19 protein-coding genes, 2 tRNA genes and 1 pseudogene are annotated in these 25,338 nt (G+C 62.0%); 8 read left to right on the forward strand and 14 right to left on the reverse strand.

All coding sequences use genetic code 11. The features are described from left to right. Positions 1-7: 7 nt before the first annotated feature. The 12 genes and pseudogenes from ABIB14_RS07740 to dnaA form a co-directional block, all read right to left on the reverse strand. Positions 8-922, reverse strand: a complete 915-nt coding sequence (locus ABIB14_RS07740; protein ID WP_354235303.1) for a DMT family transporter — start codon at positions 920-922, stop codon at positions 8-10. A gap of 126 nt (positions 923-1,048) precedes the next feature. Next, positions 1,049-1,124, reverse strand: a tRNA-Ala gene (locus ABIB14_RS07745). Between the two features lie 71 nt (positions 1,125-1,195). After that, positions 1,196-1,339: a DLW-39 family protein gene (locus ABIB14_RS07750; RefSeq protein WP_354235304.1), complete on the reverse strand. Its 144-nt coding sequence runs from the start codon at positions 1,337-1,339 to the stop codon at positions 1,196-1,198. A gap of 32 nt (positions 1,340-1,371) precedes the next feature. After that, positions 1,372-1,445, reverse strand: a tRNA-Ile gene (locus ABIB14_RS07755). Between the two features lie 98 nt (positions 1,446-1,543). Beyond that, positions 1,544-2,143 (reverse strand): DUF3566 domain-containing protein, encoded by a 600-nt coding sequence (locus ABIB14_RS07760; protein WP_354235305.1) that lies wholly within the window; start codon positions 2,141-2,143, stop codon positions 1,544-1,546. After that, positions 2,140-4,848, reverse strand: a complete 2,709-nt coding sequence (gene gyrA / locus ABIB14_RS07765; protein ID WP_354235306.1) for a DNA gyrase subunit A — start codon at positions 4,846-4,848, stop codon at positions 2,140-2,142. The genes ABIB14_RS07760 and gyrA overlap by 4 nt, the downstream gene beginning before the upstream one ends. A gap of 54 nt (positions 4,849-4,902) precedes the next feature. Next, on the reverse strand, positions 4,903-7,020 hold the full coding sequence (gyrB, locus tag ABIB14_RS07770) for a DNA topoisomerase (ATP-hydrolyzing) subunit B (RefSeq protein ID WP_502909630.1): 2,118 nt from the start codon (positions 7,018-7,020) through the stop codon (positions 4,903-4,905). Between the two features lie 410 nt (positions 7,021-7,430). Beyond that, positions 7,431-7,991 carry a DciA family protein gene (locus ABIB14_RS07775; RefSeq protein ID WP_354235307.1) on the reverse strand — a complete coding sequence of 187 codons (561 nt, stop codon included), beginning with the start codon at positions 7,989-7,991 and terminating at the stop codon, positions 7,431-7,433. Then, positions 7,988-9,208: a DNA replication/repair protein RecF gene (recF, locus tag ABIB14_RS07780; protein WP_354235308.1), complete on the reverse strand. Its 1,221-nt coding sequence runs from the start codon at positions 9,206-9,208 to the stop codon at positions 7,988-7,990. The genes ABIB14_RS07775 and recF overlap by 4 nt, the downstream gene beginning before the upstream one ends. Before the next feature lie 22 nt (positions 9,209-9,230). Further along, positions 9,231-10,142 (reverse strand): annotated as a pseudogene (gnd, locus tag ABIB14_RS07785) (phosphogluconate dehydrogenase (NAD(+)-dependent, decarboxylating)); the annotation flags it as partial. A 77-nt stretch (positions 10,143-10,219) separates the two neighbouring features. Further along, positions 10,220-11,344 (reverse strand): DNA polymerase III subunit beta, encoded by a 1,125-nt coding sequence (dnaN, locus tag ABIB14_RS07790; RefSeq protein WP_354235309.1) that lies wholly within the window; start codon positions 11,342-11,344, stop codon positions 10,220-10,222. A 586-nt stretch (positions 11,345-11,930) separates the two neighbouring features. After that, positions 11,931-13,352 carry a chromosomal replication initiator protein DnaA gene (dnaA, locus tag ABIB14_RS07795; protein WP_354235310.1) on the reverse strand — a complete coding sequence of 474 codons (1,422 nt, stop codon included), beginning with the start codon at positions 13,350-13,352 and terminating at the stop codon, positions 11,931-11,933. 467 nt (positions 13,353-13,819) lie between these two features. Here dnaA and rpmH point away from each other — a divergent pair, with 467 nt between their 5' ends. From rpmH to ABIB14_RS07835, 8 genes are all read left to right on the forward strand, one after another. Further along, positions 13,820-13,957 (forward strand): 50S ribosomal protein L34, encoded by a 138-nt coding sequence (rpmH, locus tag ABIB14_RS07800; protein WP_003800212.1) that lies wholly within the window; start codon positions 13,820-13,822, stop codon positions 13,955-13,957. 41 nt (positions 13,958-13,998) lie between these two features. Then, positions 13,999-14,409, forward strand: coding sequence for a ribonuclease P protein component (gene rnpA, locus ABIB14_RS07805; RefSeq protein ID WP_354235311.1), 411 nt, complete (start codon positions 13,999-14,001; stop codon positions 14,407-14,409). Beyond that, positions 14,402-14,809 carry a membrane protein insertion efficiency factor YidD gene (yidD, locus tag ABIB14_RS07810; protein ID WP_354235312.1) on the forward strand — a complete coding sequence of 136 codons (408 nt, stop codon included), beginning with the start codon at positions 14,402-14,404 and terminating at the stop codon, positions 14,807-14,809. The genes rnpA and yidD overlap by 8 nt, the downstream gene beginning before the upstream one ends. A 16-nt stretch (positions 14,810-14,825) precedes the next feature. Then, positions 14,826-15,800 carry a membrane protein insertase YidC gene (gene yidC, locus ABIB14_RS07815; RefSeq protein WP_354235313.1) on the forward strand — a complete coding sequence of 325 codons (975 nt, stop codon included), beginning with the start codon at positions 14,826-14,828 and terminating at the stop codon, positions 15,798-15,800. Next, positions 15,800-16,423 carry a Jag family protein gene (locus tag ABIB14_RS07820; RefSeq protein WP_354235314.1) on the forward strand — a complete coding sequence of 208 codons (624 nt, stop codon included), beginning with the start codon at positions 15,800-15,802 and terminating at the stop codon, positions 16,421-16,423. The genes yidC and ABIB14_RS07820 overlap by 1 nt, the downstream gene beginning before the upstream one ends. A gap of 17 nt (positions 16,424-16,440) precedes the next feature. Further along, on the forward strand, positions 16,441-17,091 hold the full coding sequence (gene rsmG / locus ABIB14_RS07825; protein WP_354235315.1) for a 16S rRNA (guanine(527)-N(7))-methyltransferase RsmG: 651 nt from the start codon (positions 16,441-16,443) through the stop codon (positions 17,089-17,091). An 85-nt stretch (positions 17,092-17,176) separates the two neighbouring features. Continuing rightward, a complete protein-coding gene (locus ABIB14_RS07830; RefSeq protein ID WP_354235316.1) occupies positions 17,177-18,244 on the forward strand; it encodes a ParA family protein in 1,068 nt (355 codons plus the stop codon). Between the two features lie 68 nt (positions 18,245-18,312). Further along, entirely contained in the window at positions 18,313-19,575 is a 1,263-nt protein-coding gene (locus ABIB14_RS07835; protein WP_354235317.1) for a ParB/RepB/Spo0J family partition protein, read from the forward strand. A 4,408-nt stretch (positions 19,576-23,983) separates the two neighbouring features. On the opposite strand, the gene trxA is transcribed toward ABIB14_RS07835, so the two are convergent. Then, the gene (trxA, locus tag ABIB14_RS07840; protein WP_354235318.1) at positions 23,984-24,310 is read right to left on the reverse strand and encodes a thioredoxin; all 327 of its coding nucleotides are present in this window, start codon (positions 24,308-24,310) and stop codon (positions 23,984-23,986) included. Between the two features lie 37 nt (positions 24,311-24,347). Further along, complete coding sequence (gene trxB / locus ABIB14_RS07845; RefSeq protein ID WP_354235319.1) at positions 24,348-25,304, reverse strand: thioredoxin-disulfide reductase; 957 nt, start codon at positions 25,302-25,304, stop codon at positions 24,348-24,350. Positions 25,305-25,338 lie beyond the last annotated feature (34 nt).

Genomic DNA, 25,338 nt, shown 5'->3' on the forward strand with positions numbered 1-25,338 from the left:
GCCGTCGTCAGTCTGTCCCCAGCTCCGCGAGCAGTGCGGCATCGCGCCGCGCCACATGGGCGCGGCGCTGGCCCATCACGACGACGGCGAGTCCCACCAGGATCATTCCCAGCCCGGCATACGTTCCGGCCGGCAACTTCTCACCCAGGAACGCGGCCGCCAGCAGTGCCGCTCCCGGAATTTCCAGCAGGATGATCATCGAGACCATCAGCGGGCTCATAGTAGCCAACAGGTGGTTGAATGCAGTGTGGCCCACCAGTTGCGCGCATACCGTGATGGCCAGGATGCCCAGCCAGCCAGTTACATCAAAACCGGCCAGCGGCGCCCCGGCAGCCAGGGCCAACACGGCCACCACAGCCGCGCACATGCCATAGCAAAGAGTGGTGTAGACCCCGGTTCCCATGGTCTGCCGCGCCTTGCCGCCGGCCAGCGTGTAGATTCCAGCCAGCACACCCCCGGCGACGGCCAGGAGATCGCCGATGAGGGCTTCCGGTGAGCTGCCCACGTCAAAGCCGGTAATGGTCACTACACCGCCGAAGGCGAGGCCAAGGCCGGCGAGTACCTGCCAGGCGTGCCGGACGCCGCGGAAGAGCTGGAAGACGGCGATCCAGCCCGATTGCAGGCAGACCAGGGCGGTCGCGGCCGCCACCGAGGTCAGCTGCAGGGAGGTGATAAAGCAGGCGAAGTGCAGCGCCAGCGCGACCGCAGCCGCGAGGGACCAGCGGAACTCGCCGGCCGTGACCCGGGCGAACTGGCGCGGTTCCCGGACCAGTACGGGACCGGCCATAACGACCGAAGCGATGGCGTTGCGCCAGAAGGCGATCGCGAGGGCGCTGACGGAGGTCGCGCCCAGGGTGGCTGCGATTAGGGGGCCGGACGAGGCGACGCCGAGCACGCCGAGCGCGGCGAGGAAGAAGTTCACGAGTCAACAGTAGTGTGCTGGCGGGGGCATCCGGGCCCCTGGAGCGGGCGCTACTGCGGAGAAACCGGAGGGGCACTACGCAAAAGGTCCCGGCCAGCATTTACGCTGGCCGGGACCTTTTCCTTATGGTGGAGGCACGGGGACTCGAACCCCGAACCCCCTGCTTGCAAAGCAGGTGCGCTACCAATTGCGCCATGCCCCCATAAGAAGCAACCCGTCAATCATACCCCGTCGTCGGTGAGCCGTCTCCAGCTTCCTTGGCGGGGACCTAGGCTAATCAACCGTGTCGGTCGACTTGCTCCAGACTGCCTTCCGGGCCTCGGATTCCTGCACCTTCTTGTAGAGCAAGACGCCTGCGATCGTGGCTGCGACTACCAGCAACTTCTTCACACGCACCCCGTTCCGGTCCCGTTTCACGTGGACCCTTACAAGAACCAGTACAGGTTCCGTGGGCGTACCAGGACTTGAACCTGGGACCTCTTCGTTATCAGCGAAGCGCTCTAACCGCCTGAGCTATACGCCCCGATGCCTCATCGGGCCGAGATACGACTTTACAGCACATCCCGGCCCGATCTCAAATCGAGGCATTTCCCCGGCGATTACGGCGGAAAAGTTCGGGTCCTAGTCGTCCGTGAGGGTGACGCCGATGCCGCCCACGAGGGTGGCTGCGATGTTGTAAAGCACAGCCGACAGCATCGAGAGGGCGGTCAACAGGACCACGTTGATGACCGCGATGATGACCGCAAAGGACGCGACCTGGCCCAGGGAGGCAACCTTTTTCAGTTCGAACCCGCCGCTTTCGGTGCCCGCCAGGGTACCGAGCAGGCCGTCGACCTGGTCAAAAATGCCGGTCAGGTCCAGGACGGTCCAGAGCACGATCGCGGCGACGACGGTGACAATGCCGAGCGCCACCGAGAGCAGGAAGGCCATCTTGAGCACGGACCAGGGTTCCACCTTGCTGACCAGCAGGCGCGCGCGGCGGACCTTGGCCTTCGGGGCAGGCTTGACCAGGCCGGGCTGCGCAGGACGCTGGCCGGGGGCAGGGGGCCGCTGGCCTGTCCCGGCCGGACGCTGGCCGGCGGCCGCCGGGCGCTGGCCGGAGCCGACGACGCCCGGCCGCTGCTGCGGCCGCGACGGGGCGTTCACCCGGGGAGCCGCTGCCGGCTGCCGCGTGCCGCCGGGGCCGCTGGTCGACTTGGGATAGGAGTCGGAATTACTCACGCATTACCTCCGGTGTTGTCTTCGTCCAGTTCGGCATTGCCTGATGACTCATCTGACTCCGGGACCGGTACTGATTCTGTCTGTGCAGACCCCTCGTGCGATCCGCTAGCTCCAGCCAACGTTACGTCATCCTGCTCCGGAGCCGGAGTTTCAGCGTCGTTTTCCTCCGCTGACTCTTCGCCCTCGAGGCCACGTTCACTGTTCCGGGCCACGGCGATGATGCGGTCGTTCTTGTCCGGCTTGGCGAAGATCACACCCATGGTGTCGCGGCCCTTGGCGGGAACCCCGCTCACAGCGGAGCGGACCACTTTGCCCCCCTCCATGACTACCAGGACTTCGTCTTCTTCCTGGACGACCAGCGCCCCGGCCAGGTGGCCGCGTTCCTCCTGGTATTTGCCGACTTTGATACCGAGGCCGCCGCGGCCCTGCAGGCGGTACTCCTCGACGGCGGTGCGCTTCGCGTAGCCGCCCTCGGTCACGATGAATACAAAGGACCCATCCGTGACCACGTCGGCCGCCAACAGCTCGTCGTCCTCGCGGAACTTCATCCCGGTCACGCCTGAGGTTGCCCGGCCCATCGGGCGCAGGGCCTCGTCCGTGGCGGTGAAGCGGATTGACTGGCCCCTCCGGGAAACCAACATGAGGTCATCCGTCTCGGACACCAGCTGCGCCGAGACGAGCTCATCGCCGTCACGCAGGTTGATGGCGATTACCCCGGCGGACCGATTGGTGTCGTAGTCTTCGAGACGGGTCTTCTTGACCAGACCGCGCTTGGTGGCAAGCACCAGGTAGGGGGCGTGCTGGTAATCCCGCAGATCCAGTACCTGGGCGATGTGCTCATCCGGCTGGAACGCCAACAGATTCGCGACGTGCTGACCCTTGGCGTCGCGTGCAGCTTCGACCAGCTCGTACGCCTTGGCGCGGTAGACGCGGCCCAGGTTAGTGAAGAACAGCAGCCAGTGATGTGTGGTGGTTACGAAGAAATGCTCCACGACGTCGTCGCCCCGCAACTGGGCGCCCTTGATGCCCTTGCCGCCGCGTTGCTGGGAACGGTAGTTGTCGCTGCGGGTGCGTTTGACGTAGCCTCCGCGGGTGATGGTGACGACCATTTCCTCTTCGGGGATCAGGTCTTCGATCGACATGTCCCCGTCGTAGCCCATCAGAACCTTGGTCCTGCGGTCGTCGCCGTGTTTGGCCACGATTTCAGCAAGTTCGGTGCTGATGATGTCGCGCTGACGCTGTTCGGACGCCAGGATCGAGCTGTACTCGGCGATCAGGGCTTCGAGTTCGTCGCGGCGGTCCTGGATCTTTTGGCGTTCCAGGGCAGCCAGCCGGCGCAACTGCATGTCCAGGATCGCCTTGGCCTGCTGTTCGTCGATCTCGAGCAGCCCCATCAGGCCCTCGCGCGCCGCCTCGGTGGTGTTGGAGGCGCGGATCAATGCGATGACCTCGTCAAGTGCATCCAGCGCTTTGAGGAGGGCACGCAGGATGTGGGCTTCCTCCTCCGCTCTGCGCAGACGGTAGCGGGTGCGACGTGCGATGACATCCATCTGGTGCGTGACCCAGTGCCGGATGAAGGCATCAAGGCTCAGCGTGCGGGGCACGCCGTCGACGATGGCCAGCATGTTGGCAGGGAAGTTGTCCTGCAGCTGGGTGTGCTTGTAAAGGTTATTCAGCACCACCTTCGCGACGGCATCGCGCTTGAGCACGATCACCAGCCGCTGGCCGGTGCGGCCTGAGGTCTCGTCGCGGAGATCGGCGATCCCCGAGATGCGCCCGTCCTTGACGAGCTCGGCAATCTTGATGGCCAGGTTGTCCGGGTTAGCCTGATACGGCAGTTCAGTGACTACCAGGCAGGTCCGGCCCTGGAGTTCCTCGACGTTGACCACGGCGCGCATGGTGATGGAGCCGCGGCCAGTGCGGTAAGCGTCCTCGATCCCCTTGCGGCCCAGGATCGTGGCGCCGGTCGGGAAGTCGGGCCCCTTGATGCGTACGATCAACTCTTCGAGCAATTCCTCGCGGCTGGCGGTGGGGTTTGCCAGATACCACTGGACCCCGTCGGCCACCTCGCGGAGGTTATGCGGCGGGATGTTGGTGGCCATGCCGACGGCGATACCCGAGGAGCCGTTCACCAGCAGGTTTGGGAACCGCGCCGGCAGGATGGTGGGTTCCTGGTTCTTGCCGTCGTAATTGTCCTGGAAGTCGACGGTTTCCTCGTCGATATCCCGGACCATTTCCATAGCCAGTTGCGCCATCTTGGTTTCGGTGTACCGCGGTGCGGCTGCCCCGTCGTTACCGGGTGAGCCGAAGTTGCCCTGCCCCAGCGCCAGTGGGTAGCGCATGGTCCAGTCCTGGATGAGCCGGACCAGGGCATCGTAAATGGCAGTATCGCCGTGCGGGTGGTACTGGCCCATGACCTCGCCGACCACGCGCGCACACTTGTTGAAGGACCGTTCCGGGCGGTAGCCTCCGTCGAACATCGCGTAGATCACGCGGCGGTGGACCGGCTTCAGCCCGTCGCGGACATCCGGGAGGGCCCTGCCCACAATCACGGCCATCGCATAATCGAGATAAGACCGCTGCATCTCGGTCTGCAGGTCGACCTGCTCGACGCGGTCGGTCAGCACATCGGTGTCAAGAACGTTGCCTTCGAGCACGGGTTCCGCACCGGATTCGGCGGGAACTTCGGGTGTTTCGTCACTCATAGTCTATTTTCCGTTTCAGGTATATACCGGTTCGAGAATATTAGGCGCAAAGCCTTAGATATCGAGGAACCGGACGTCCTTGGCGTTTTGCTGAATGAAGTTTCGGCGGGATTCAACGTCTTCACCCATCAGGGTTGAGAAGACCTGGTCCGCGGCCAGGGCGTCGTCCATGGTGACCTGCAGCAAGGTGCGGTGGTCCGGGTCCATGGTGGTGTCCCACAGTTCGGTGTAGTCCATTTCGCCCAGACCCTTATAGCGCTGAATGCCGTTGTCTTTGGGGATACGGCGCCCGGCCGCCTGGCCCGACACGAGCTTCGCGTCGCGTTCCCGGTCGCTGTAGACGTAGTCGTGGGGGGCGTTGGACCATTTGATCCGGTAGAGCGGCGGCTGCGCGAGGTAGACGTAGCCGTTCTCAATCAGCGGCCGCATGTAGCGGAACAGCAGCGTCATCAGCAGCGTGGTGATGTGCTGGCCGTCGACGTCCGCATCTGCCATCAGGACGATCTTGTGGTACCGGAGCTTAGACATGTCGAAGTCCTCGCCAATGCCGGTGCCGAACGCCGTGATCATTGACTGAACCTCCGCATTGCCCAGCGCCTTGTCCAGCCGGGCGCGTTCCACGTTCAGGATCTTGCCGCGCAGCGGCAGGATCGCCTGGGTCTCGGGATTGCGCCCGCGCTTGGCCGAACCACCGGCCGAGTCGCCCTCCACGATGTAGACCTCGCACTTCTGCGGATCTTTGGAGGAGCAGTCCGAAAGTTTGCCGGGCATGCCGAAGGATTCGAGCGGGCTCTTGCGCCGCGCGTTATCGCGGGCCTTTCGGGCCGCCATGCGCGCCTGTGCGGCGGAGATGGCCTTGCGGATGACGTCCCGGGCCGGCCCCGGGTTACGCTCCAGCCAGTCGCCGAGACCGTCGGTAACCACCCGCTGGACAAAACCCTTGACCTCGGAGTTACCGAGTTTGGTCTTGGTCTGGCCTTCGAACTGCGGTTCCGCGAGCTTGACCGAAATGACGGCGGTCAGGCCTTCCCGGATGTCGTCGCCGGTGAGGTTGTCGTCTTTTTCCTTGATGATGCTCTTCTCCCGCGCGTAGCGGTTGATGAGCGAGGTCATTGCTGCGCGGAACCCTTCTTCGTGGGTTCCGCCTTCGTGGGTGTTGATGGTGTTGGCGTAGGTGTGGACGCTCTCCGAGTACGCGTTGGTCCACTGCATCGCCATTTCCAGGGCGATGTGCCGTTCCTTGTCTTCGGTTTCGAAGGCGATGACGTCCTCGTGGACCACCTCCACCTTCTTGCCCGAGTTCAGGTGCTTCACGTAGTCCAGCAGGCCGTCATCGTACTGGTACACCACCGTATGGAAGTCCGCAGGCACTTCTCCCTCGGTCACGACGGCGTCGAGGTCCAGGTCCGCGTCCTCGGAAGGTTCGACCGCGGCGCGGCGCTCGTCGGTCAGCGTGATCCGCAGGCCCTTGTTCAGGAATGCCATCTGCTGGAAGCGGGCCCGCAGGGTCTCGAAATCAAATTCCGTGGAATCAAAAATGGTCGCATCCGGATAGAACGTCTGGGTGGTGCCGGTCGCGTCGGCTTCTTCGCCCATGACCAGGCCGCCCTGCGGCTTGCCGCCGTCGGCAAACGACATCCGCCAGACGTGGCCCTGACGGCGCACCTCGGTGTCGACGCGGCTGGAAAGTGCATTCACCACGGAAATGCCGACGCCGTGCAGGCCGCCGGAGACTGCGTAGCCACCGCCGCCGAACTTCCCGCCGGCGTGCAGGATGGTCATGACCACTTCCACCGTCGGCTTGTGCTCGGTGGGATGCATGTCCACCGGGATGCCGCGACCGTCGTCGACGACCTTAACTCCGCCGTCAGCCTGGAGAACGATCTCGATATGCGTGCAGTAGCCCGCCAGCGCCTCATCTACCGAGTTGTCAACAACTTCGTAGACCAGGTGGTGCAGGCCGCGGGGGCCGGTGGAGCCGATGTACATACCCGGGCGTTTCCGGACAGCTTCCAAGCCCTCGAGCACCGTGATGTCGCTGGCACCATATTCGTGGGTCACCGTCTGGTCCGCGGGGGTGTCCGCCGCGTCATCCGCCGCTGTTGGGTCTACTGCCGTTAGGTCTACTGCTGGTGGTTCTACTGCCGGGAAATCTGTATTGTCGTTAGCCACAGGCGCTTTCGACTCCTCTGCGTTCGTTGAAGGCCGGCCGTCGCCGTATCCGAAGGAGAACGGTTACCGCCAACAGGCACGTCACTGATGGCACCGGCAGCATCACTCGAGAGAGCCGATCTCCGCACAGAAAAATCGCGTCGGAAACAGACTCAGTCGACGTTTCACCGGCGCCCAGTTATCTATCCCGATTCTACCGTGTTATACAACGGAAACCCGCATTTTGGAGCCCCAAACGGCAGGCAAAGTGCCGCTGGGAGGCCATTGGCTCCGCCTCCAAGGCTCCAGGGGTGCTCCGGCTGGGTTCCTATACGGATCCGGGGGCTCAGAGCGCCCTACACGGCGCTTGCGGTTTTTTCAATGGTTTTGGAAGAAGTGCTTCACATCGCGTGGCTGCCTAGGCTCCGGTACTACCCGTAGGTGTCCCGGGGGCCGCGGCCGTTCACCGTCCGCAGGCCCTTGCGCCAGCTTGGTGCCGCAGGACCAAGCACCTGGATGCTCGTCACTACGCCATCGCCTAGTTCAACCCGAAATTTGTCCAGCAGGCTCAGGCTCAGCAGGCGCAACTGGGTGGCCCACGCCGTCGAATCGCAGCGAACATGCAAGGTGGTGTCGGTAAAGCTCTCAGGAGTGCAGTGCGCCGAAATTTCCGGCCCGACGAGGGCGGGCCACTGGGCCATAACGGAGCCGACCGCCACCGGGGAACTCCAGCCGCGCTCGGCCACCAGCCGTCCCACCACTTTGCCAAGCCCCAGCGGGTCCCGGCCGTTGCCGTGGAAGTGGCTGAAACCGCGGGTACGGACACCGCGGCCAGGCTTTTGGCTGGCGCTGCCGGGACGAGGCGGCGCTTTACGGCGAATTTCGCCGCGTGCGGCCGCGGCGTCACGCATCCGGTTCAGTGCCGCCTGCGCGGCGTCGATGTCGTCGGGGTCACGGCCCGGTTGCAGGCCGCCGTCGGTATCCCTATTCATCGCGTGTCCGGCTCATCGATTCCTCCCGGAATGACTTTCACCCGCCGTCCGGTCAGTTCAACCGGGATGTCGTCCTCGACGGCGGCGGTCACCAGTACCTGCTCCGCGCCGGAAACTATTGCCGCCAGTTTACGCCGCCGCTGGACGTCCAGCTCGGCAAACACATCGTCCAGGATCAGGATCGGCGCGGATCCACCGGTCCGCGCATCGTCCAGCATCACGTAGTAAGAGGCCAGGCGCAGGGCCAGGCACATGGACCAGGTTTCGCCGTGCGAGGCATAGCCCTTGGCCGGGGCCGGTCCGAGCACCAGGTCCAATTCGTCTCGGTGCGGACCCACCAGGGAGACGCCCCGTTCCAGCTCCTTGCGCCGCGACGCCGCGAAGGCCCTGACGTAGCGGTCGGTCAGCTCAGGCACACTCAGCATGCGCAGGTTTTCGAGCTCCTCTGCCTGTGTGCCCGCCGACCCACCACCAGCGGCTCCGCCGCCGGCTGTTTGCCCGTCGTCGTCGAGCACGCCCTGCAGGCTGGAGCGGTACACCGCGCCGGCGTCTTTGGACCCATCCGTCAGCTGGCTGTAAGCCATCTGCAGATGCGGCAGCAGCCGTTCCACCAGTTCAAGCCTGGCGTGCAGGAGCGCCGCACCTGCCCCGGCCATGTGCTGGTCCCACACGTCGAGGGTCGCCTCATGACCGGCGGTGAACTTGCCGGCGCGACCGGATTTCAACAGCGCATTGCGTTGTTTGAGGACCCGGTCGTAGTCGCTGCGGGTGGCGGCATGACGGGGTACCAGGCTGACGAGCAGTTCATCCAGGAAGCGGCGCCGGTTGGACGGATCGCCTTTGACCAGGGCGAGGTCTTCGGGGGCGAAGAGCACCATCTGGCAGATGCCCAGGATATCCCTCGCCCGGACCGGGTTGCTGCGGTTGATACGGGCACGGTTCGGGCGGCTGCCGTTGATTTCCACCTCCAGCACGGTGGACTGGACTCCGCGAACCAGCTTGGCCCGGATCATTGCCTGCTCGGTGCCGAAGCGCAGCAGCGGCGCATCCGAACTGACCCGGTGCGAACTGAGCGTGGCGAGGTAGCCGATCGCTTCCATCAGGTTGGTCTTGCCGATGCCGTTGGATCCCAGCAGCACGGTGACGCCCGGTTCCAGGCCGAGATCCACCTGGGCGTAACTGCGGAAATCTGTCAGTGAAAGTTGTTCTAGGTACACGCCGGTTTCAGGATTCCAGCGACTACTTGGCCGGCCGGGTGGCGTGGCCGCCGAACTGGTGACGCAGCGCTGAGACCATCTTCATGGCCGGTGAACTGTCTTCACGGGAAGAGAAGCGCGCGAACAACGCGGCGGTGATGGCCGGGGCCGGCACCGCGTTGGCGATGGCTTCCTCAACTGTCCAGCGCCCTTCGCCGGAATCCTCGACGTAGTCGTCGATCGATTCCAGCCCCGGATCCTCATCCAGGGCCTTGACCATGAGGTCCAGCAGCCAGGAGCGGACTACCGTTCCCTTCTGCCAGGCCCGGAAGGTGCCCGGCAGGTCGTTCACGATGTCCTTTGCGGCGAGGAGTTCGTAGCCCTCCGCGTAAGCCTGCATCAGGCCGTATTCTATGCCGTTGTGCACCATTTTGGCGTAGTGTCCCGCGCCCGCGCCGCCCACGTGGACAAAGCTGTCGGCGCGGTCACCTTCGGGCCGGAGTGCATCAAAGACCGGGAGCGCCCGCTCGATGTCGCCCGGCTCGCCGCCTGCCATCAGGCCGTAGCCGTTCTGCAGGCCCCAGACGCCGCCGGAAACGCCGCAGTCGGCGAAGCGGATACCTTTTTCGGCCAGTGCCGCAGCATGCTTCTGGTCATCGGTGAATCGGGAGTTACCGCCGTCGATCACTAGGTCGCCGGCGTCGAGCTTATTGCCGAGTTCGGTAATCACGGCGCCGGTGATAGCGCCAGCCGGGACCATGACCCAGATCAGCCGCGGCGCCGGCACGGCGGCGATCAGCTCCTCAACGCTGGTGACGTCGGTGACATCCGGGTTGCGATCAAATCCCGTGACCTGGATTCCAGCTTTGCGCAGCCGTTCGCGCATGTTGAATCCCATTTTGCCAAGGCCGATCAGTCCGATGTGCACGGTATGAACTCTTTTCTGCGCTGGTGGTTCGGGTTGGTGCGGCGCGAGTCAACTGACCCGCATTAGTTGTCGCTTTGAGGACTCAGAACGACAACGTCTGCGAATTAGTTGGGCAGGCGGACCGGCATGACCAGGTAGCGGTAATCGTCCTGGTCGTCACCGTCGGCGTCCTGCTGCGCGGTGATCATCGCCGGCTTCGGGGCGGTGGTGAAGGAAAACCTGACGAACTTCGTCTCGATGACGCTCAGGCCCTCGATGAGGTAGTGCGGGTTGAAGGCAACTGTTATGTCCTCACCGGTCAGCTGGGCCTCGAGTTCTTCGGATGCCTGTGCATCCTCTCCGGTTCCAGCGTCGAGGTGCAGCTGTCCCTGGGTGAACGCAAGCCGCACTGGGGTGTTGCGTTCGGCCACGAGCGAGACGCGGCGGACTGCTTCGACCAGTTCCTGGGTCTGAACGGCGGCGTGGATAGGGGTGGAATCCGGGAAAAGCGAGCGGATCTTGGGGTAGTCACCGTCAACCAGGAGTGACGTCGTGGTGCGGCCGCCGCTCTCAAACCCGATCAGCCGGCTGTCGTCGTCGGCGAGGGCCAGGTTGATGTCGCCGCTGCCGCCGAGGGTCTTGGCAACTTCATTAAGGGTCTTGGCCTTTACCAGGGCGCTCGTTGAAATACCCGGTGTTGCCGGCTTCCAAGGTACTTCGCGCATGGCCAGCCGGTAGCGGTCGGTGGCCAGCAGGGTGATGAGGTCGTCTTCGATTTCCATGCGCACACCGGTGAGGATTGGCAGCGTGTCGTCCTTGCTGGCTGCGATGATCACCTGGGAAACGGCCTGGGCAAATGAGTCACCCGGCACCGTGCCGCTGATCGGGGGCAAAGCAGGCAGCGGCGGATACTCGGCCTCCGGCATGGTGGCCAGGTGGAAGCTGCTTCGACGGCAGCTGAGCGTGACTTTGTTGCCATCGGTTTCGATGTCGACCGGCGCGGAGGGCAGGCTGCGGCAAATGTCGGCCAGCAGGCGTCCGGAAACCAGGATGGTGCCTTCGGTGGCGATGTCGGCCGGAATCTCAAGGCGGGCCGAGGTCTCGTAGTCGAAGCTCGACAAGCTGACTGTACCGGCCTCGGCCTTGAGGAGCAGGCCGGACAGGACTGGAACGGGCGGCCGCGGAGACAACGACCGGGCGGTCCAGGTCACGGCTTCGGCCAGGACGTCCCGTTCGACTCTGAACTTCACGGAGGGGTGCCGCCTTTCATTGCTGCTGAGATCGCTAAAAAATCACTGGACCACGGCGGGTCCGGGGGTCGTGCCGGATTCGCCCAAAGGTGAGTGCAGGAATCCCGGGAGCCTTCCCACTGCCTCCCGATGCGGGGTGCAAATCCCAAGGGAGTCTCCGGAACGGACGCACTGCAGACAGCTTAGCCCCAAGAACGGCGTTCTCCCATCCCCGGGTTACACCAGTGTGGTTCTCGGCCAGGCCTCCCGGCGGTGGTTCGGCACGGCCAAAGTTGGCCGGCGGCGGGAGGAACAGAAACTGTTGTTTGAGGAATTTCATTTTCTTGGGATTAGTAGTGTTAATAACTCCTGTGGAAACTGTGGATAACTCCGTCTGGCCGTGTGGTTCCGGGGTTAAGCCCTGTTCATGGACTGTGGGTGAAGCGGTTTTAAACAGGCTGTGGATGGGGACAACATTTTTGGCCGATCCGCCGATCCACAGGCGCCTTAAGGGTTTTAAGCCCATTAACCGCGGTTGTCCCCTTAACTATCCACAGGGTTGTCCACAGCCCCCTGTTAATAAGGTAAGAGTGCGCGGCGCGGCCAGTCAGGAATTGCGCTGCTGCTGCTTGATCCGGTTGGTCAGTTCCGTCACCTGGTTGTAGATCACGCGGCGCTCGGCCATCAGTTCTCGAATCTTCCGGTCGGCGTGGATCACGGTGGTATGGTCGCGGCCGCCGAGTTCCTGCCCAATTTTGGGGAGGGACATGTCGGTCAGCTCGCGGCACAGGTACATCGCGATCTGCCGGGCGGTGACCAGGGTTCGGGTGCGGGACTTGCTACAGAGCTCTTCCATGCTGAGCTTGAAGTAGTCCGCTGTCTGAGTGAGGATCTGCGCGGAGGTAATTTCCTGGGCGCCGTCGTCCGTGATCAGGTCCTTGAGTACCATTTCGGCCAGGGCTACATCCACGGGCTGCCGGTTCAGGCTTGCGAACGCGGTGACTCGGATCAGGGCGCCTTCAAGTTCGCGGATATTGCTCGAGATTTTGGAAGCGATATATTCGAGGGCGTCGTCGGGAGCGGACAGTCCTTCGCTGAGGGCCTTCTTGCGAAGGATTGCAATCCGGGTTTCCAGTTCCGGCGGCTGGATATCGGTCAGCAGGCCCCACTCGAACCGCGACTTCATGCGGTCCTCGAAGCCGGCGAGCAGCTTGGGCGGCTGGTCGGAGGTGATGACGACCTGCTTGTTGTTGTTGTGAAGGGCATTGAAGGTATGGAAGAACTCCTCCAGCGTCCGGTCCTTGCCGGCCAGGAACTGGATGTCATCGATCAGCAGGACGTCAACGTTGCGGTAGGTGGTCTTGAAGCTGGTGCCCTCGTCGTCGCGGATCGAGTTGATGAAGTCGTTGGTGAATTCCTCGGAATTGACGTAGCGGACCCGGATGCCGCTGTAGAGCCGGCGGGCGTAGTGGCCGATCGCGTGCAACAGGTGGGTCTTGCCCAGCCCGGAGTCACCATAGATAAACAGTGGGTTGTACGCCTTCGCCGGCGCCTCGGCGACGGCGACGGCGGCCGCGTGCGCAAAGCGGTTGGAGGAACCAATCACGAAGGTGTCGAACACGTACTTCGGGTTGAGGCGGCCGAACTCATGGGAAGTACTCGGCAGCATCGGCTGCGGCCGCAGTTCCACCATGGGATCGGCGGCCAGAGACAGTTCCGCGGCCGGTTCCGGCTCGACGTGCAGCGGAACCAACTCGGTGTCGACGTCGATGGCGCAGCGGATTTCGTCGGAAAAGACATCCCGCAGGGCGTCGTCCAGGGCTTCTTTGACCTGGGTTTGGAGGACCTCCCGGGTGAGCTCATTGGGTACGGCCACCAGCAAGGTCGAACCGATCAGGCCCTGGGCCTGGGCGAGGATTACGAAGCCGCGCTGCCGGGGTGTAACCCGGTGATCATTCTCCAGAAGGCTGACAACACGCCGCCAGGAACTTCCGAGGGTGTTCGCGTGGTTGGCTTCGTCTACCGTCATCAATCAGTTCCTCAAACCTTGCTTGCCTGCATTTCCTGCAGCCCACCAGCCTGAACCAGGGTGCTGGCCTCGGTTTAATCCACAGGGTTGTACACAGTCCGTGGATAATCGGCTACTGGGACACTCTAGGGGATGAAAAGCCCAGAAGATAGCTGGGATCAGCCCTGTGGATAATCACACTGGTGTAGTTCGAAACTGAGGTGAGTGACGCACTTCATCCACAGGCAGGTGAGCGGGTTAACCACAGCTGGGGATAGACGCCGAAGCAGCTCCCGGTTTGACTCCGGGGGCGTTTTTCCCCTAACGTTGTGTAGTCCTTTGTGTACGCTTTTTGCCTCATTGAATCTCTCCCGACGCCTGCGTCTTGCGAGTCGAGGGAGGCGGCACATACAAACATTTAGCGTCGGCCAGTTCTTCCCCTTTTTTTGATCGGGTGGGCGCACCTTTGATCCACTGGAGTAACTAACGTGAGCAAGCGGACTTTTCAGCCGAATAACCGCCGTCGAGCCAAGAAGCACGGCTTCCGCCTTCGTATGCGTACCCGTGCCGGCCGTGCCATCCTGGCAGCCCGTCGTGGCAAGGGCCGCACCGAGCTGTCGGCCTAAATAACGGACTCGTCGGTCACCATCCCTATGCGAGTTGAACGGTGCTAGCCACCCGGAACCGCCTAAGGACCCCAACCGATTTTTCAACAACTGTACGTTCCGGCGTCCGCAATGGACGCCGGAACTTAGTGTTATATACGGCAGCTCTCGCTGTCGGTGAACCAAGCCGGATCGGTTTCATCGTTTCCAAGAGTGTTGGGAACGCTGTTGTCAGGAACCTCGTTAAGAGGAGACTAAGAGAAGCTGGCGCCTTGTCGCTGCAGAACTATCCCAGCGGGTTCGCTATCGTGGTGCGGGCACTGCCCGCCTCGGCAGCCGCCGGTTGGGATGATCTGCTGAGCGACTACGACGCCGCTTTGGAATCGAATCTGAAACGCTTGGGCAGCCGCCTTCCACAGGCCGCTTCTACAGTTTCTTACGAGACAACACAGGAAGGGACCCCGCGTGCGTAACTCAACTGCCGCCGTCGTCCCTGTTCGTGGATCTCGTCTTAGAGCCGCCGCAGTCTGGCTGGGCCGGGCACTCTGGAACCTGCCACGCAATATCCTCATTCTGCTCCTACTCACGTACCGCAAGGTGATCTCGCCATTGTATGGACAGGTTTGCCGCTTCTTTCCCAGCTGCTCGGCCTACGCCCTTGAGGCGATCACGGTGCACGGCGCGGTGAAGGGATGCTGGCTGGCGGTACGGCGTCTGTTGCGCTGCCATCCCTGGAATGCCGGCGGTGTGGACCACGTCCCCGCCGGGCATCGGGTATGGCCGGCCGACCATACCCCCACAATTGTTGTGCTGAACAATCCGGACAAGTACCTGGCTGGTCAGACTGATGGAGAAGGCCGCAGTGCGGCCTAACGAATAGGGATATCGTATGGACATCTTTGGAACAATCTTGGCCCCGTTCAAATGGCTGGTCTCAGCCATCATGGTGGGCTTCCATGACGGACTCAGCACCATCGGCATGCCGACGGCCAGCGGCTGGACCTGGACCTTTTCCATCATTGGGCTCGTACTGGTCATCCGCGCCGCCCTGATTCCCGTCTTCGTCAAGCAGATCAAGGCCCAGCGCGGCATGCAGCTGCTGCAGCCTGACCTGAAGAAGATGCAGAACAAATACAAGGGCAAGACTGACCAGCTGTCCCGCCAAGCCATGGCGCAGGAACAGATGGCGCTGTACAAGAAGCACGGCACCAATCCGTTTTCGGCCTGCCTGCCCATGCTGATCCAGATGCCGTTCTTCTTTGCGCTCTTCCAAGTGCTCTCGGGTATTACCGCTGCAGCCACCAGCGGCCAGGGCATCGGCGCCATGAGCCACGACCAGGTAGTGCAGTTCGACGAGTCCACCATTTTTGGTGCCCCTCTGTCGGCGTCGCTGCTCCATGGCGGCGGCGGCAACCAGACGGCGGTGTGGATCCTCTCGATCGTCATGATTCTCGCGATGACCGCCTCACAGTTCATCACGCAGAAGCAGATCATGGCTAAGAACATGTCCGAAGAGGCCCTGGCGAGCCCCTTCATGCGCCAGCAGAAGATGATGCTGTATATCCTGCCGCTGGTCTTTGGTGTCGGCGGTATCAACTTCCCCATCGGTGTGCTCATCTACTGGACCACCACCAACCTCTGGACCATGGGCCAGCAGTTCTTCGTGATTCGCCGCATGCCGACGCCCGGGTCCCCCGCCGCCAAGGCCCTTGCCGAGCGCCGAGCTGCCAGGGGGCTGCCGGCCCTGCCGCTGATTGGTGCCAAGAAGGCCGACGACGCCGAGGCTGAAGAAGCTGCCGCCGCCGCCGTCGCCATGAAGATCCAGCGCGTCCAGCCCCAGCGCAAGAACAGGAAGAGGAAATAATGTCTGCCGAGAGCACCGAACACGCTATTTCCGCCGATGCACTTGTGCAGGACGAAATCCAGGATCGACTGCAGAATGAGGTTCCGGAAGACGGATCCGCCGCGGGCCGGAACGACTCCGAAGACGAAAGCCTGAGTTCCGGGAAGGGTGCCTCGGCGAGCCGCCTGGAGGAAGAGGGCGACGTCGCCGCAGACTACCTCGAGGAGCTCCTGGACATCGCCGACATCGATGGCGACATTGACATTGAGGTCCGCAACGGCCGTACTTACATCTCCATCGTCGCCGAGGAGGAGGGCACCGGCCTGGAAAGTCTGGTTGGCAACGACGGAGAAGTGCTTGAAGCGCTCCAGGAACTGACCCGTCTTGCGGTGCTCTCCGCCACGGAGAACCGCTCGCGCCTGGTGCTGGATATTAACGGCTACCGTGCGGACCGTGCCGGTGACCTGCACCAGATCGCCGAAGATGCCATTGCGGCGGTCAAGGAAACGGGCCAGCCCGTCGCCCTCGCGCCGATGAGTGCCTACGAACGCAAGATTGTGCATGACACCGTCGCCGACCTTGGTTTTGTCAGCGAGTCCGAGGGCGAAGGTGCCGACCGGCACATCGTTGTCTCCGCAGACTGAATCCTCGGAGTAGCTTGATGGTGGAAATTACCGCGGCCGAACTGAAGGCCGCCGAATCTATCTTTGGTGACCGGCTGGAACTGGCCAAGCGCTACGTCCAGCACTTGGCCACGTCCGGCACTGAGCGGGGCCTGATAGGACCCCGCGAAGTGCCCCGGCTGTGGAGTCGGCACGTCCTCAACTGTGCTGTGATCGAACGTGAGATTGCCCGCGGAAGTCACGTTGCCGACGTTGGAAGCGGTGCCGGGCTGCCGGGACTCTGCCTCGCCATCGCGCGGCCGGACCTGGAGCTTACCCTGATCGAACCACTTGAGCGGCGGGTGATCTGGCTGCAGGAAGTGGTCGATGACCTCGGGTTGGAAAATGTGACAGTGATGCGGACCCGGGCCGAGCTGGCCGTGGGACTGGTCACGGCCGACGTCGTCACTGCCCGTGCGGTTTCAGCACTCTCGAACCTGGCCGGACTGACCATTCCACTGCTCGCCGGCAAGGGCGAGGTGGTCGCCATCAAGGGGCGGAGCGCCGGCGAGGAAATGGAAAAAGCGGCCAAGGTGATCCGCAAACTTGGTGGTGTGGAGACATCCGTGGTGGTGGTCGGCGAGGACCTTCTCGAAGAACCCACCACCGTAGTCCGAATCATCGTGAATAAGCCTCGAAAGATTGCGTAGCACCAGCCCGGTGCCCTCGGTCTTCTTGGGGAAGAGGTTAGGCTAGTAACCGGCAGCAACAGCCGAATGAGAGTGAGAGTGTCCAGTGAGCAGTAGCGAAACCTCCACACAACGGATTCCGCCGTTTGTGTCCCTGGGGTCAGCGCGGGCCTTTTTAGCGCCCGCTATCGCTCATGGCATTTCCTCTAAGCAAACAGTATCGGTTGCCTCTGCCGGTGTTTCTGCAAGCGTTTCACGTGAAACCCACGCCCCCTCGATCAGCAACGTACTGGATTCCATTGACGATTCCAGTCCGATTGCGCGCGAGCTGGCACATGAGAACAAACGTCGGGAACGGCTGCTGGGGCGCGAACTGCCAAAGCCGGAGAAGACCCGGATCTTCACGGTTTCGAATCAGAAGGGCGGCGTGGGCAAAACCACCACCACGGTCAACATTGCTGCCGCCCTGGCCGCCGCCGGCCTCAACGTGCTGGTGATCGACATCGATCCGCAGGGCAACGCCTCCACAGCGCTTGGAATTGAACACCACGCAGAGGTCGACAGCATCTACGATGTGCTCATCAACGACGTGCCTCTACAGGATGTGGTGGCACCGTGCCCCGACATTGCCAATCTCATATGCGCGCCGGCGACGATCCACCTGGCCGGCGCGGAGATCGAACTGGTTAGTCTGGTCGCCCGCGAGCAGCGGCTGCGGCGCGCCATTGACGTCTACGCCAAGGTACGCGCCAAGAACGGCGAGGAACGGCTCGACTACATCTTCATCGATTGCCCGCCGAGCCTGGGGCTCCTGACCGTCAATGCGTTCTGTGCTGCCGGCGAGGTCCTGATCCCCATCCAGTGTGAGTACTACGCGCTGGAGGGTCTGAGCCAGTTGCTCAAGAACATCGAGATGATCCAGAAACACCTCAACGCAGATCTTGTGGTCTCGACCATCCTGCTGACGATGTACGACGGTCGCACCAACCTGGCTGCCCAAGTTGCCGCCGAGGTTCGTGAGCACTTCCCGGAACAGGTGCTCGGAGCCGTGGTCCCGCGTTCGGTGAGAATTTCCGAAGCGCCGAGCTACCAACAAACCGTAATGACCTATGATCCTTCCTCCAGCGGCGCACTATCCTATCTGGAAGCCGCAGCGGAAATTGCCGAACGTTAAAATCTTCTCAACAATTGCACTAGCCAGAGCCGGAGCATGCCGGGCTCTTCCAATGGAGGGATTTATCCATGAGCGATAAGCGACGCGGCCTTGGCCGTGGACTTGGCGCGCTGATTCCAAGTTCCGCCTCGGCGAACGCCTCAGGCAACGGTGTAGCTACGTCCCGCCCCGTGGATCTGTTCTTTCCTGAGGCCAGGAAGCAGTCCCCGGATGCGGTGCTGACGAAAGAGACGACTGCACCGGACGAACTCCAGGTAGAGAAGACGACGACGTCTTCCGCACCGGATGCTCCCGCGCGGACGGCCGAGAAGACCGAAATATCCGTTACGGCGACGACCGGCACTGGTCCGGATGACGCACCGGCTGAATCAGCCCGACCTGCTGTCAAGAGGACAACGGCCAGAAAAGCTGCCGCGGCCCGGAACGGATCCCAGGAGGCAGGAAAGAAGGGCACCTCGTCTGAGATGACCGTCAATAATGGTTCTCGGGATAATGGCGTGGACTTGGTCGAGGTGCCCGGTGTCCGCTTTGCTGAAATCGCAGTCTCCGACATTCACCCCAACCGTAAGCAGCCCCGCTCGGTCTTCGACGAGGACGATATGGCGGAGCTCGTTCACTCGGTTCGCGAAATCGGCGTCCTGCAGCCAATTGTGGTGCGGACTTCAACCGAAGAAGGTGGTGAACCCTATGAACTCGTCATGGGTGAGCGCCGCTGGCGTGCGGTACAGGCGGCCGGGCTTGCCACCATCCCGGCCATCGTTCGCGACACCACCGATGATGACCTGCTCCGTGACGCCCTGCTGGAGAACCTTCACCGAAGCCAACTGAATCCGCTTGAAGAGGCGGCGGCATACCAGCAGTTGTTGGAGGACTTCGGAACCACCCATGAGCAGCTCGCCGACCGGATTGGGCGGTCCCGGCCCCAGGTGTCCAACACGCTGCGTCTGCTGAAATTGCCGCCGCTGGTACAGCGCCGCGTGGGAGCCGGCGTTATTTCAGCCGGACATGCCCGCGCGCTCCTCGCCCTTCCTGATGCTGCGGCGATGGAACGCCTCGCTCAGAAGATCGTGGCCGAGGGCATGTCCGTACGCGCTACCGAGGAAGCTGTAACGCTTTATCAGAGCCCTTCAGCTGCCACAAAAAACAACATCCCCCGTCCGGGCGCCCGCCACGAGCGCCTCGACTATCTGGCCTCGTCTTTGTCTGATCGTTTGGACACCAATGTAAAGATTTCCCTGGGTGCGCGCAAGGGGCGCGTCAGCATCGAGTTCGGCAGCGTCGAAGATCTGAATCGGATCATGGACGTCCTCACTCCGGGGAGTCCCAACTAGATCCCTCGCAAACCCGTCCCTCGTACAGGACCCGTTTCACGTGAAACGGGTCCTGTTTTCTGCCTTTCACTCCCGGAAGCCCTCCCGGACGTGGGTTTCGATGGCAGCTTGGGGCGGATCGGTGCCATATCCGGGTGAGCAGTCATCTGCGGCGGCTAGGAGACCTCACCCGGCCGTCACGGCCGGGAGGGAACACCGCGCTGTGGAGCGCACTGTAGGCAAAGCTGTGGGCCGGGAGGATCGGATGTCGGGGCCTGTCGATGCCTATCGCCCGTTGCGGCGCGCTTCCTGGCCGATAGGAGCATAGCGTCCCACAACCGCCCTCCGGAGGGAAGTTTCGTTGAACCCGGTGCCTGCATCCTCTGCAGGAGACCGTTTCACGTGAAACATCGCAGTGCGTAGAACTTCCCGAGGCTGTGGGGTGCTCAGTCCCCCGGGTTTTGGGGGCTGGGCTGCGTCGGATGGACGCCGGTCTGACGCGCCGCGGTTTCAGGGCGGTCCCCCTCGTGGTCGACGTCTTAAGGTGTTGTCCCCCTGCGCCGTCCTTCGGTGTTTCATGTTTCACATGAAACGCCGCGGCATCCATCGCGGCGATATCGAATCCAATGTCGCACGATGCCGCTTCCTTCTGACGGGCGCCAAGTGCTCTCGATCCAACTGAAGTAATTCCGACCGGTTCAGGATTCCCTCAGCAGTCCTCTGTAGTCGGAACAAAACATGCTTGTGCGGCTACGTCACGGATGCTGCCACTGTCCTCCGCTATCCCATAACCACCTTGCCCCGGCACGACGGCTGAGAATACCAATCCCCCAGGTGGGCCAGCAAGTCGAAATCACGGCAGGGATCCGAGTCCGGGGCATGCACCGAAAGCGTCGGAGCAGATAGACGCCGGTTGACGAGGTGACCAGCTCAAGGCCGCTGCAGGTGCCGCTATCCCTGTCCCTGTCCCTGGGCCGTTGGCATCCGATAGCCGGTGCCTTGGGCCGAAGTGCTGACAAGAGCTGAAGGAGCCGGTCGTATCGTGGGACGAGCCGGAACCCTGAGCCGCCCCGGCACCAGCAGAATCGGCGCCTCTCGTCCGTTCCTGATTCGGTGTGGTTCCCTCGGGTTGGGACCTACGGCGAGTCCAAGCGGAGAACCGTCCAGCCTGTGTGGACGCAGCCGCAGGAGTCAGGTCGTACAGCTCCCCCGGTGAATGTTCCTGGCGCCCAAACTCCGGTCCCACCTTGCCAGGGTCGTGATCAGCGAAGGAAACCAGCAGTTCTTACGTGGTTGATAAGATCGTATGCCGGAGCGAAAAGGGTAGGGACAGTTACTCCCAGGATGCACGATCGGGCCGTCGCCTGCCTGTTCCCAAACCAAGTACGTGGTACTTCCCGCCGGTCCCACGGCATGGCTCACAGTTCTACGGTCGATCCTACGGTCCGGCCGAAGAAGAAGCTCCTAAGACAGGATCAAGCATCCTGTTCGCGCTTGCCTTGGGAGTCTGGAGGAACGGTGGAACTCGAGACAGACTTTGCTGCTGAGGACTCGTTTCACCAAAGAGTCCAGGCGTCGTTGATCTCTGCACGGCGCCGCACACCGGTCTGACTCTACTTCTCACGAGCGCACTTTAGTGTGGATCAATTTTGGCTTGTCGGCTCTCATTCAAGGCATCCTACGTGTTTTGGTCTTCACACATAACGACAATGGTCGGTGGATATCCTTGTGGATAACTTTGTGGATATCGGTGAGCACGTTGTGGACTCGATGTCTGCCTGGCCGGCCGCTATTCGGCTGCCGGATTCATCCGTCTTGCCGCCGACGAGGACAATCATTGTGTTTCACGTGAAACGTCTGTCGCTGCGGCGGTTTTCACCGAAATTTGCTCTCTGACCGCTTTGAAATCCCCATTTAGGGGTTAATTTCCGACTGCCAGGAGTGTCGGCATGCCTTAGTTGGTGCCCCGGATGGATGGAGGCACAGGGATGCTCGCTGGGTGGATGGCTTTTGGGATTGTCGACTGAAGCGGCGGCTGCTTAGGCTGCGCGAACTGACCCTGTGGATAGACCTGTGCGTAATCTCTTAGGGCTCTGTGGATAACTATGTGTATAAAGTTCGCGGCAACACTCGAGTCCGCATCGGCGGACCACTGCACGCCCAGGTTTCCAGGTGTCGGGTAGAGGGGAACGAACGTGCCTTAGGACGCGGCTAGTGACCTGATCCAGGTTTGGCGGATGTGCAGTTCTCTCCCGGGCCAAGCAAGATCTCCCGGGTGTGCGCTACACGAGAGATACCTTCAGCGTCGATGCCGACGCGCGGGAGCGTCACTGCATGTTGTCCAATTTGCCCGTTGATCTCCAAGCATTGGGCTTGCCGCGGAACGGGCGAAATGTCCGTCACGTCATCTGCGGCCCCAGTCGTTTAGTTGGTTGATGATGATCCCAAGGATAGGGACTGGCTGGGTCGGGGTACGAAGGTGCCTCTCAACAGCCTCCTGGTCGGCACGCCGAACGCAGCGTGGGCTAGTGGCCGCCTCCTGGAGAGCAACTTGTTTCACTTCGGATGCGGGGTTAATGCACTCGTGCGGCGCTTCCCCTTGTTCGGCTAAACCTGCCGCTCCTTGGTGCTGTCAGCGGGTTCCCCGGCGCCCCATGGTGCCGTGGGTCCAGCTGCGGTCCCGCCGGCGCGTCCCCGTAGATTCGCCTAGTGCCTCCTTCCCAGCATGATGACGTAGGGACGGACCGCGTCAGCGGTGCGGGATCATTGGCTCACGCGGCCCCGGGGCCCGCAAATGATCTAGCCGCCGGTCGGACGCGGGGCTGGCATGGGCAACGGGGTGTCCTTGTGTGCTAGCGCATGTTCGAAGGCGGACCACGGCATAGTCTCGTGACCCCATCAACTTTCCAGGCTTCAGTCACTATCCTTGACTGTCGCCGACGTAACTCAGCCGTGGACTCGTACAGAGTCCCTGAAAATCTGGAGTATGCATGGTCATGGTCGCGGTCCTGTCAGATGGCGATTCAAGGGCATGGCTGACCGTGTACAACGGTCCCACTCGGCCGTGAAATGGGTATCTATAGGCCTGTCGATATACGGGACCGATTGATCGGGCGTCAGCAATTTGGGCTACCCGTCCGTTGGAGCAAGACTATGTTTCACGTGAAACCCTATGCAGCGGGTACGCGCGCATGTGGAAATCGTAGTCTCGGGGGCAGCCGGGTGCTTGGATGGTGACCTAGCCTGGTGCACTCCAAAATCGAGACCGGCCGCAATTGGTCACTGCGATCGAAAAGTCGCTCCGCATCTACTGGCCGGGAAAATAGGCCCCTGATTTCCAGTCCATTCGGCCGCCAGTTGTTTCCGGAAAGTGCACGGCCCACTTATTTGATAGTTGACTATTGAAACGCCTCAGTTTCAGTCCGATTATCTCCGCGCTTTCCTCTACCGCTGAAGACAGGATGGATAGCGCTCATCTGTTTCACGTGAAACACTGAATGAGTGTCCAGCGGGATTGCCCACGAGAGTTCCACCGTGGCCGGACAGCCCCATTGCATGCCAGAAACCACTGACCGCTGTGGAGGCTCTGCCCAATTGGCTTATCACCAGATCGAAGAAGCACTGTGTTTCACGTGAAACAGTGGCTGAAGAAGAGAGCCAGTTGCGCGCCGGCGGAAAAATTGCACAAGACAATTCTCAAAGGTAGCCACCCTTGCTAAAGTCAACGGAACCGCGAGGCGCCGTGGCCGGAACGCATCCTGTGGCAGCGATGCAGCGATGCAGTGATTCAGGATGTTTCAGATGATAGCGCATCGCGGCGCCCGCACTACTTTGATATTAGACAGGCCAGGGCGGCGAAGTATCACGGCGGAGTCTGCATCTACCCAACAAGACCAGCGAGCCTGGTAAGACAGACCAAGGTCAGTGACGGGCGGCAATGTTTCACGTGAAACGGCGCCAGCACCACAGGACCGACGGGAGTGCAACCATCCGGGGTTCGCCGAGCACCGCCAATCGACTCATACCTTGCGTGTAACCCTGGAAATGGATATCAGCCGGCATGACGGAGAATCTCGACTTGGTCTGTAGCGTCGCCCCTACGCGTGCGTCCCGCAAGAGATAGTCCTGAATCCTCGGCTGTAACTCGCGGCGGCCTACATTCACCCTTAAGGGTTCCGGCCACGGCCATTCGCCCCAAGCCCGGCTAAGGGGTGGCTTCGAGACAGAACCAGGCTTGCCTCGGAAAATATGAACTGCGAATCAATAGTATCCAGTTGCATCGGCACCAAACGTATCCGAAACTGCCGCCAGGCTCGGAACCGGCTGCCGGGGGCCCCAGTGATGGGGCAAAAAAATGGTGGTCTCCCTCTGCGAGGAAACCACCATTTGTTTCGGCCAGCACCAGGCTTGGCCGTGAATGCGCTACAGGCTAGGACAGCACGTCTGCGAATTCCTTTTCGAAGAACTGCTTGGGCCTGGCTCCGATGACGGTGTTCTTCACTTCCCCGCCCTGGAACAGGTAGACCGCGGGGATGGACGTGATGCCGTACTCTGCAGCGATGGCCGGGTTGTCATCTACGTTTACCTTGACGACGGTGACCTTCTCGCTGTACTCGACGGAGATCTCGTCGAGAATGGGTCCGAGTTTGCGGCACGGGCCGCACCATTCGGCCCAGAAATCCACGATGACAGGCTTGTCTGCCCCCAGCACGTCGGCGCCGAAGCTGGCATCTGTTACGTCTTTTGCGTTGCTCATAACCTATTCTCTCTCTTGGGTTGCGTACCGTGCGCGGCTAGGCCTGCAGGCCTGCGAGGTAGTGCTCGACGTCGAGGGCTGCGACGCAGCCCGACCCCGAGGCGGTGATGGCCTGCCGGTACGTCGGGTCTATGACGTCTCCGGCGGCGAACACGCCCTTGGCGCTGGTCTTCGAAGTCCGGCCCTCTACGGCGATGGTGCCCTCCGGCGTAAGCTCCAGCTTGCCCTTGACGAGGTCGGTGCGGGGATCGTTTCCGATTGCCACGAAGACCCCTGTTACGGCAAGTTCAGTCTCGGTGCCGTCAACAAGGTTTTTCAACCGCAGCCCCGTGACTTTGTCTCCGCCGTGCACCTCCTCCACGCCGCTGTTCCAAACGAACTCAATCTTCTCGTGGGCCAGGGCACGGTCCGCCATGATCTTGGAGGCACGCAGGGTGTCGCGGCGATGAACGACAGTGACGGACTTCGCGAACTTGGTGAGGAACAGGGCCTCTTCCATGGCCGAGTCGCCGCCGCCGATTACAGCGATGTCCTGATTCTTGAAAAAGAAACCGTCACAGGTTGCACACCAGCTAACACCGTGGCCTGAGAGGCGCTTCTCATTCGGCAGCCCGAGCTCGCGGTAGGCCGATCCGGTTGACAGAATAATGGACCGGGACTGGAAGGTCTCCCCCGTGCCGATCGTCACGGTCTTGATGTCGCCGTCGAGATCCAGCTCGGTGACGTCCTCAAACTGAATTTCGGTGCCAAACCGCGCAGCCTGCTTTTCAAAGTTTTCCATCAGGTCCGGGCCCATGATGCCCTCCGGGAAACCCGGGTAGTTCTCGACGTCGGTGGTGTTCATCAGTTCTCCGCCGGCGGTCACGGAACCAGCCAGGAGCAAAGGCTTAAGATTGGCTCGCGCGGTGTACACCGCTGCGGTATAGCCCGCCGGGCCGGAGCCGACGATGATGACATCACGCACTTCGGACGCGGTGTTTTCTGCGTTGCTCACTGAACGGTGAACCTCTTCCTTTGTCGACGCGGCC

The sequence above is a fragment of the Arthrobacter sp. UYEF3 genome (assembly GCF_040546245.1).
Lineage (GTDB): Bacteria > Actinomycetota > Actinomycetes > Actinomycetales > Micrococcaceae > Arthrobacter.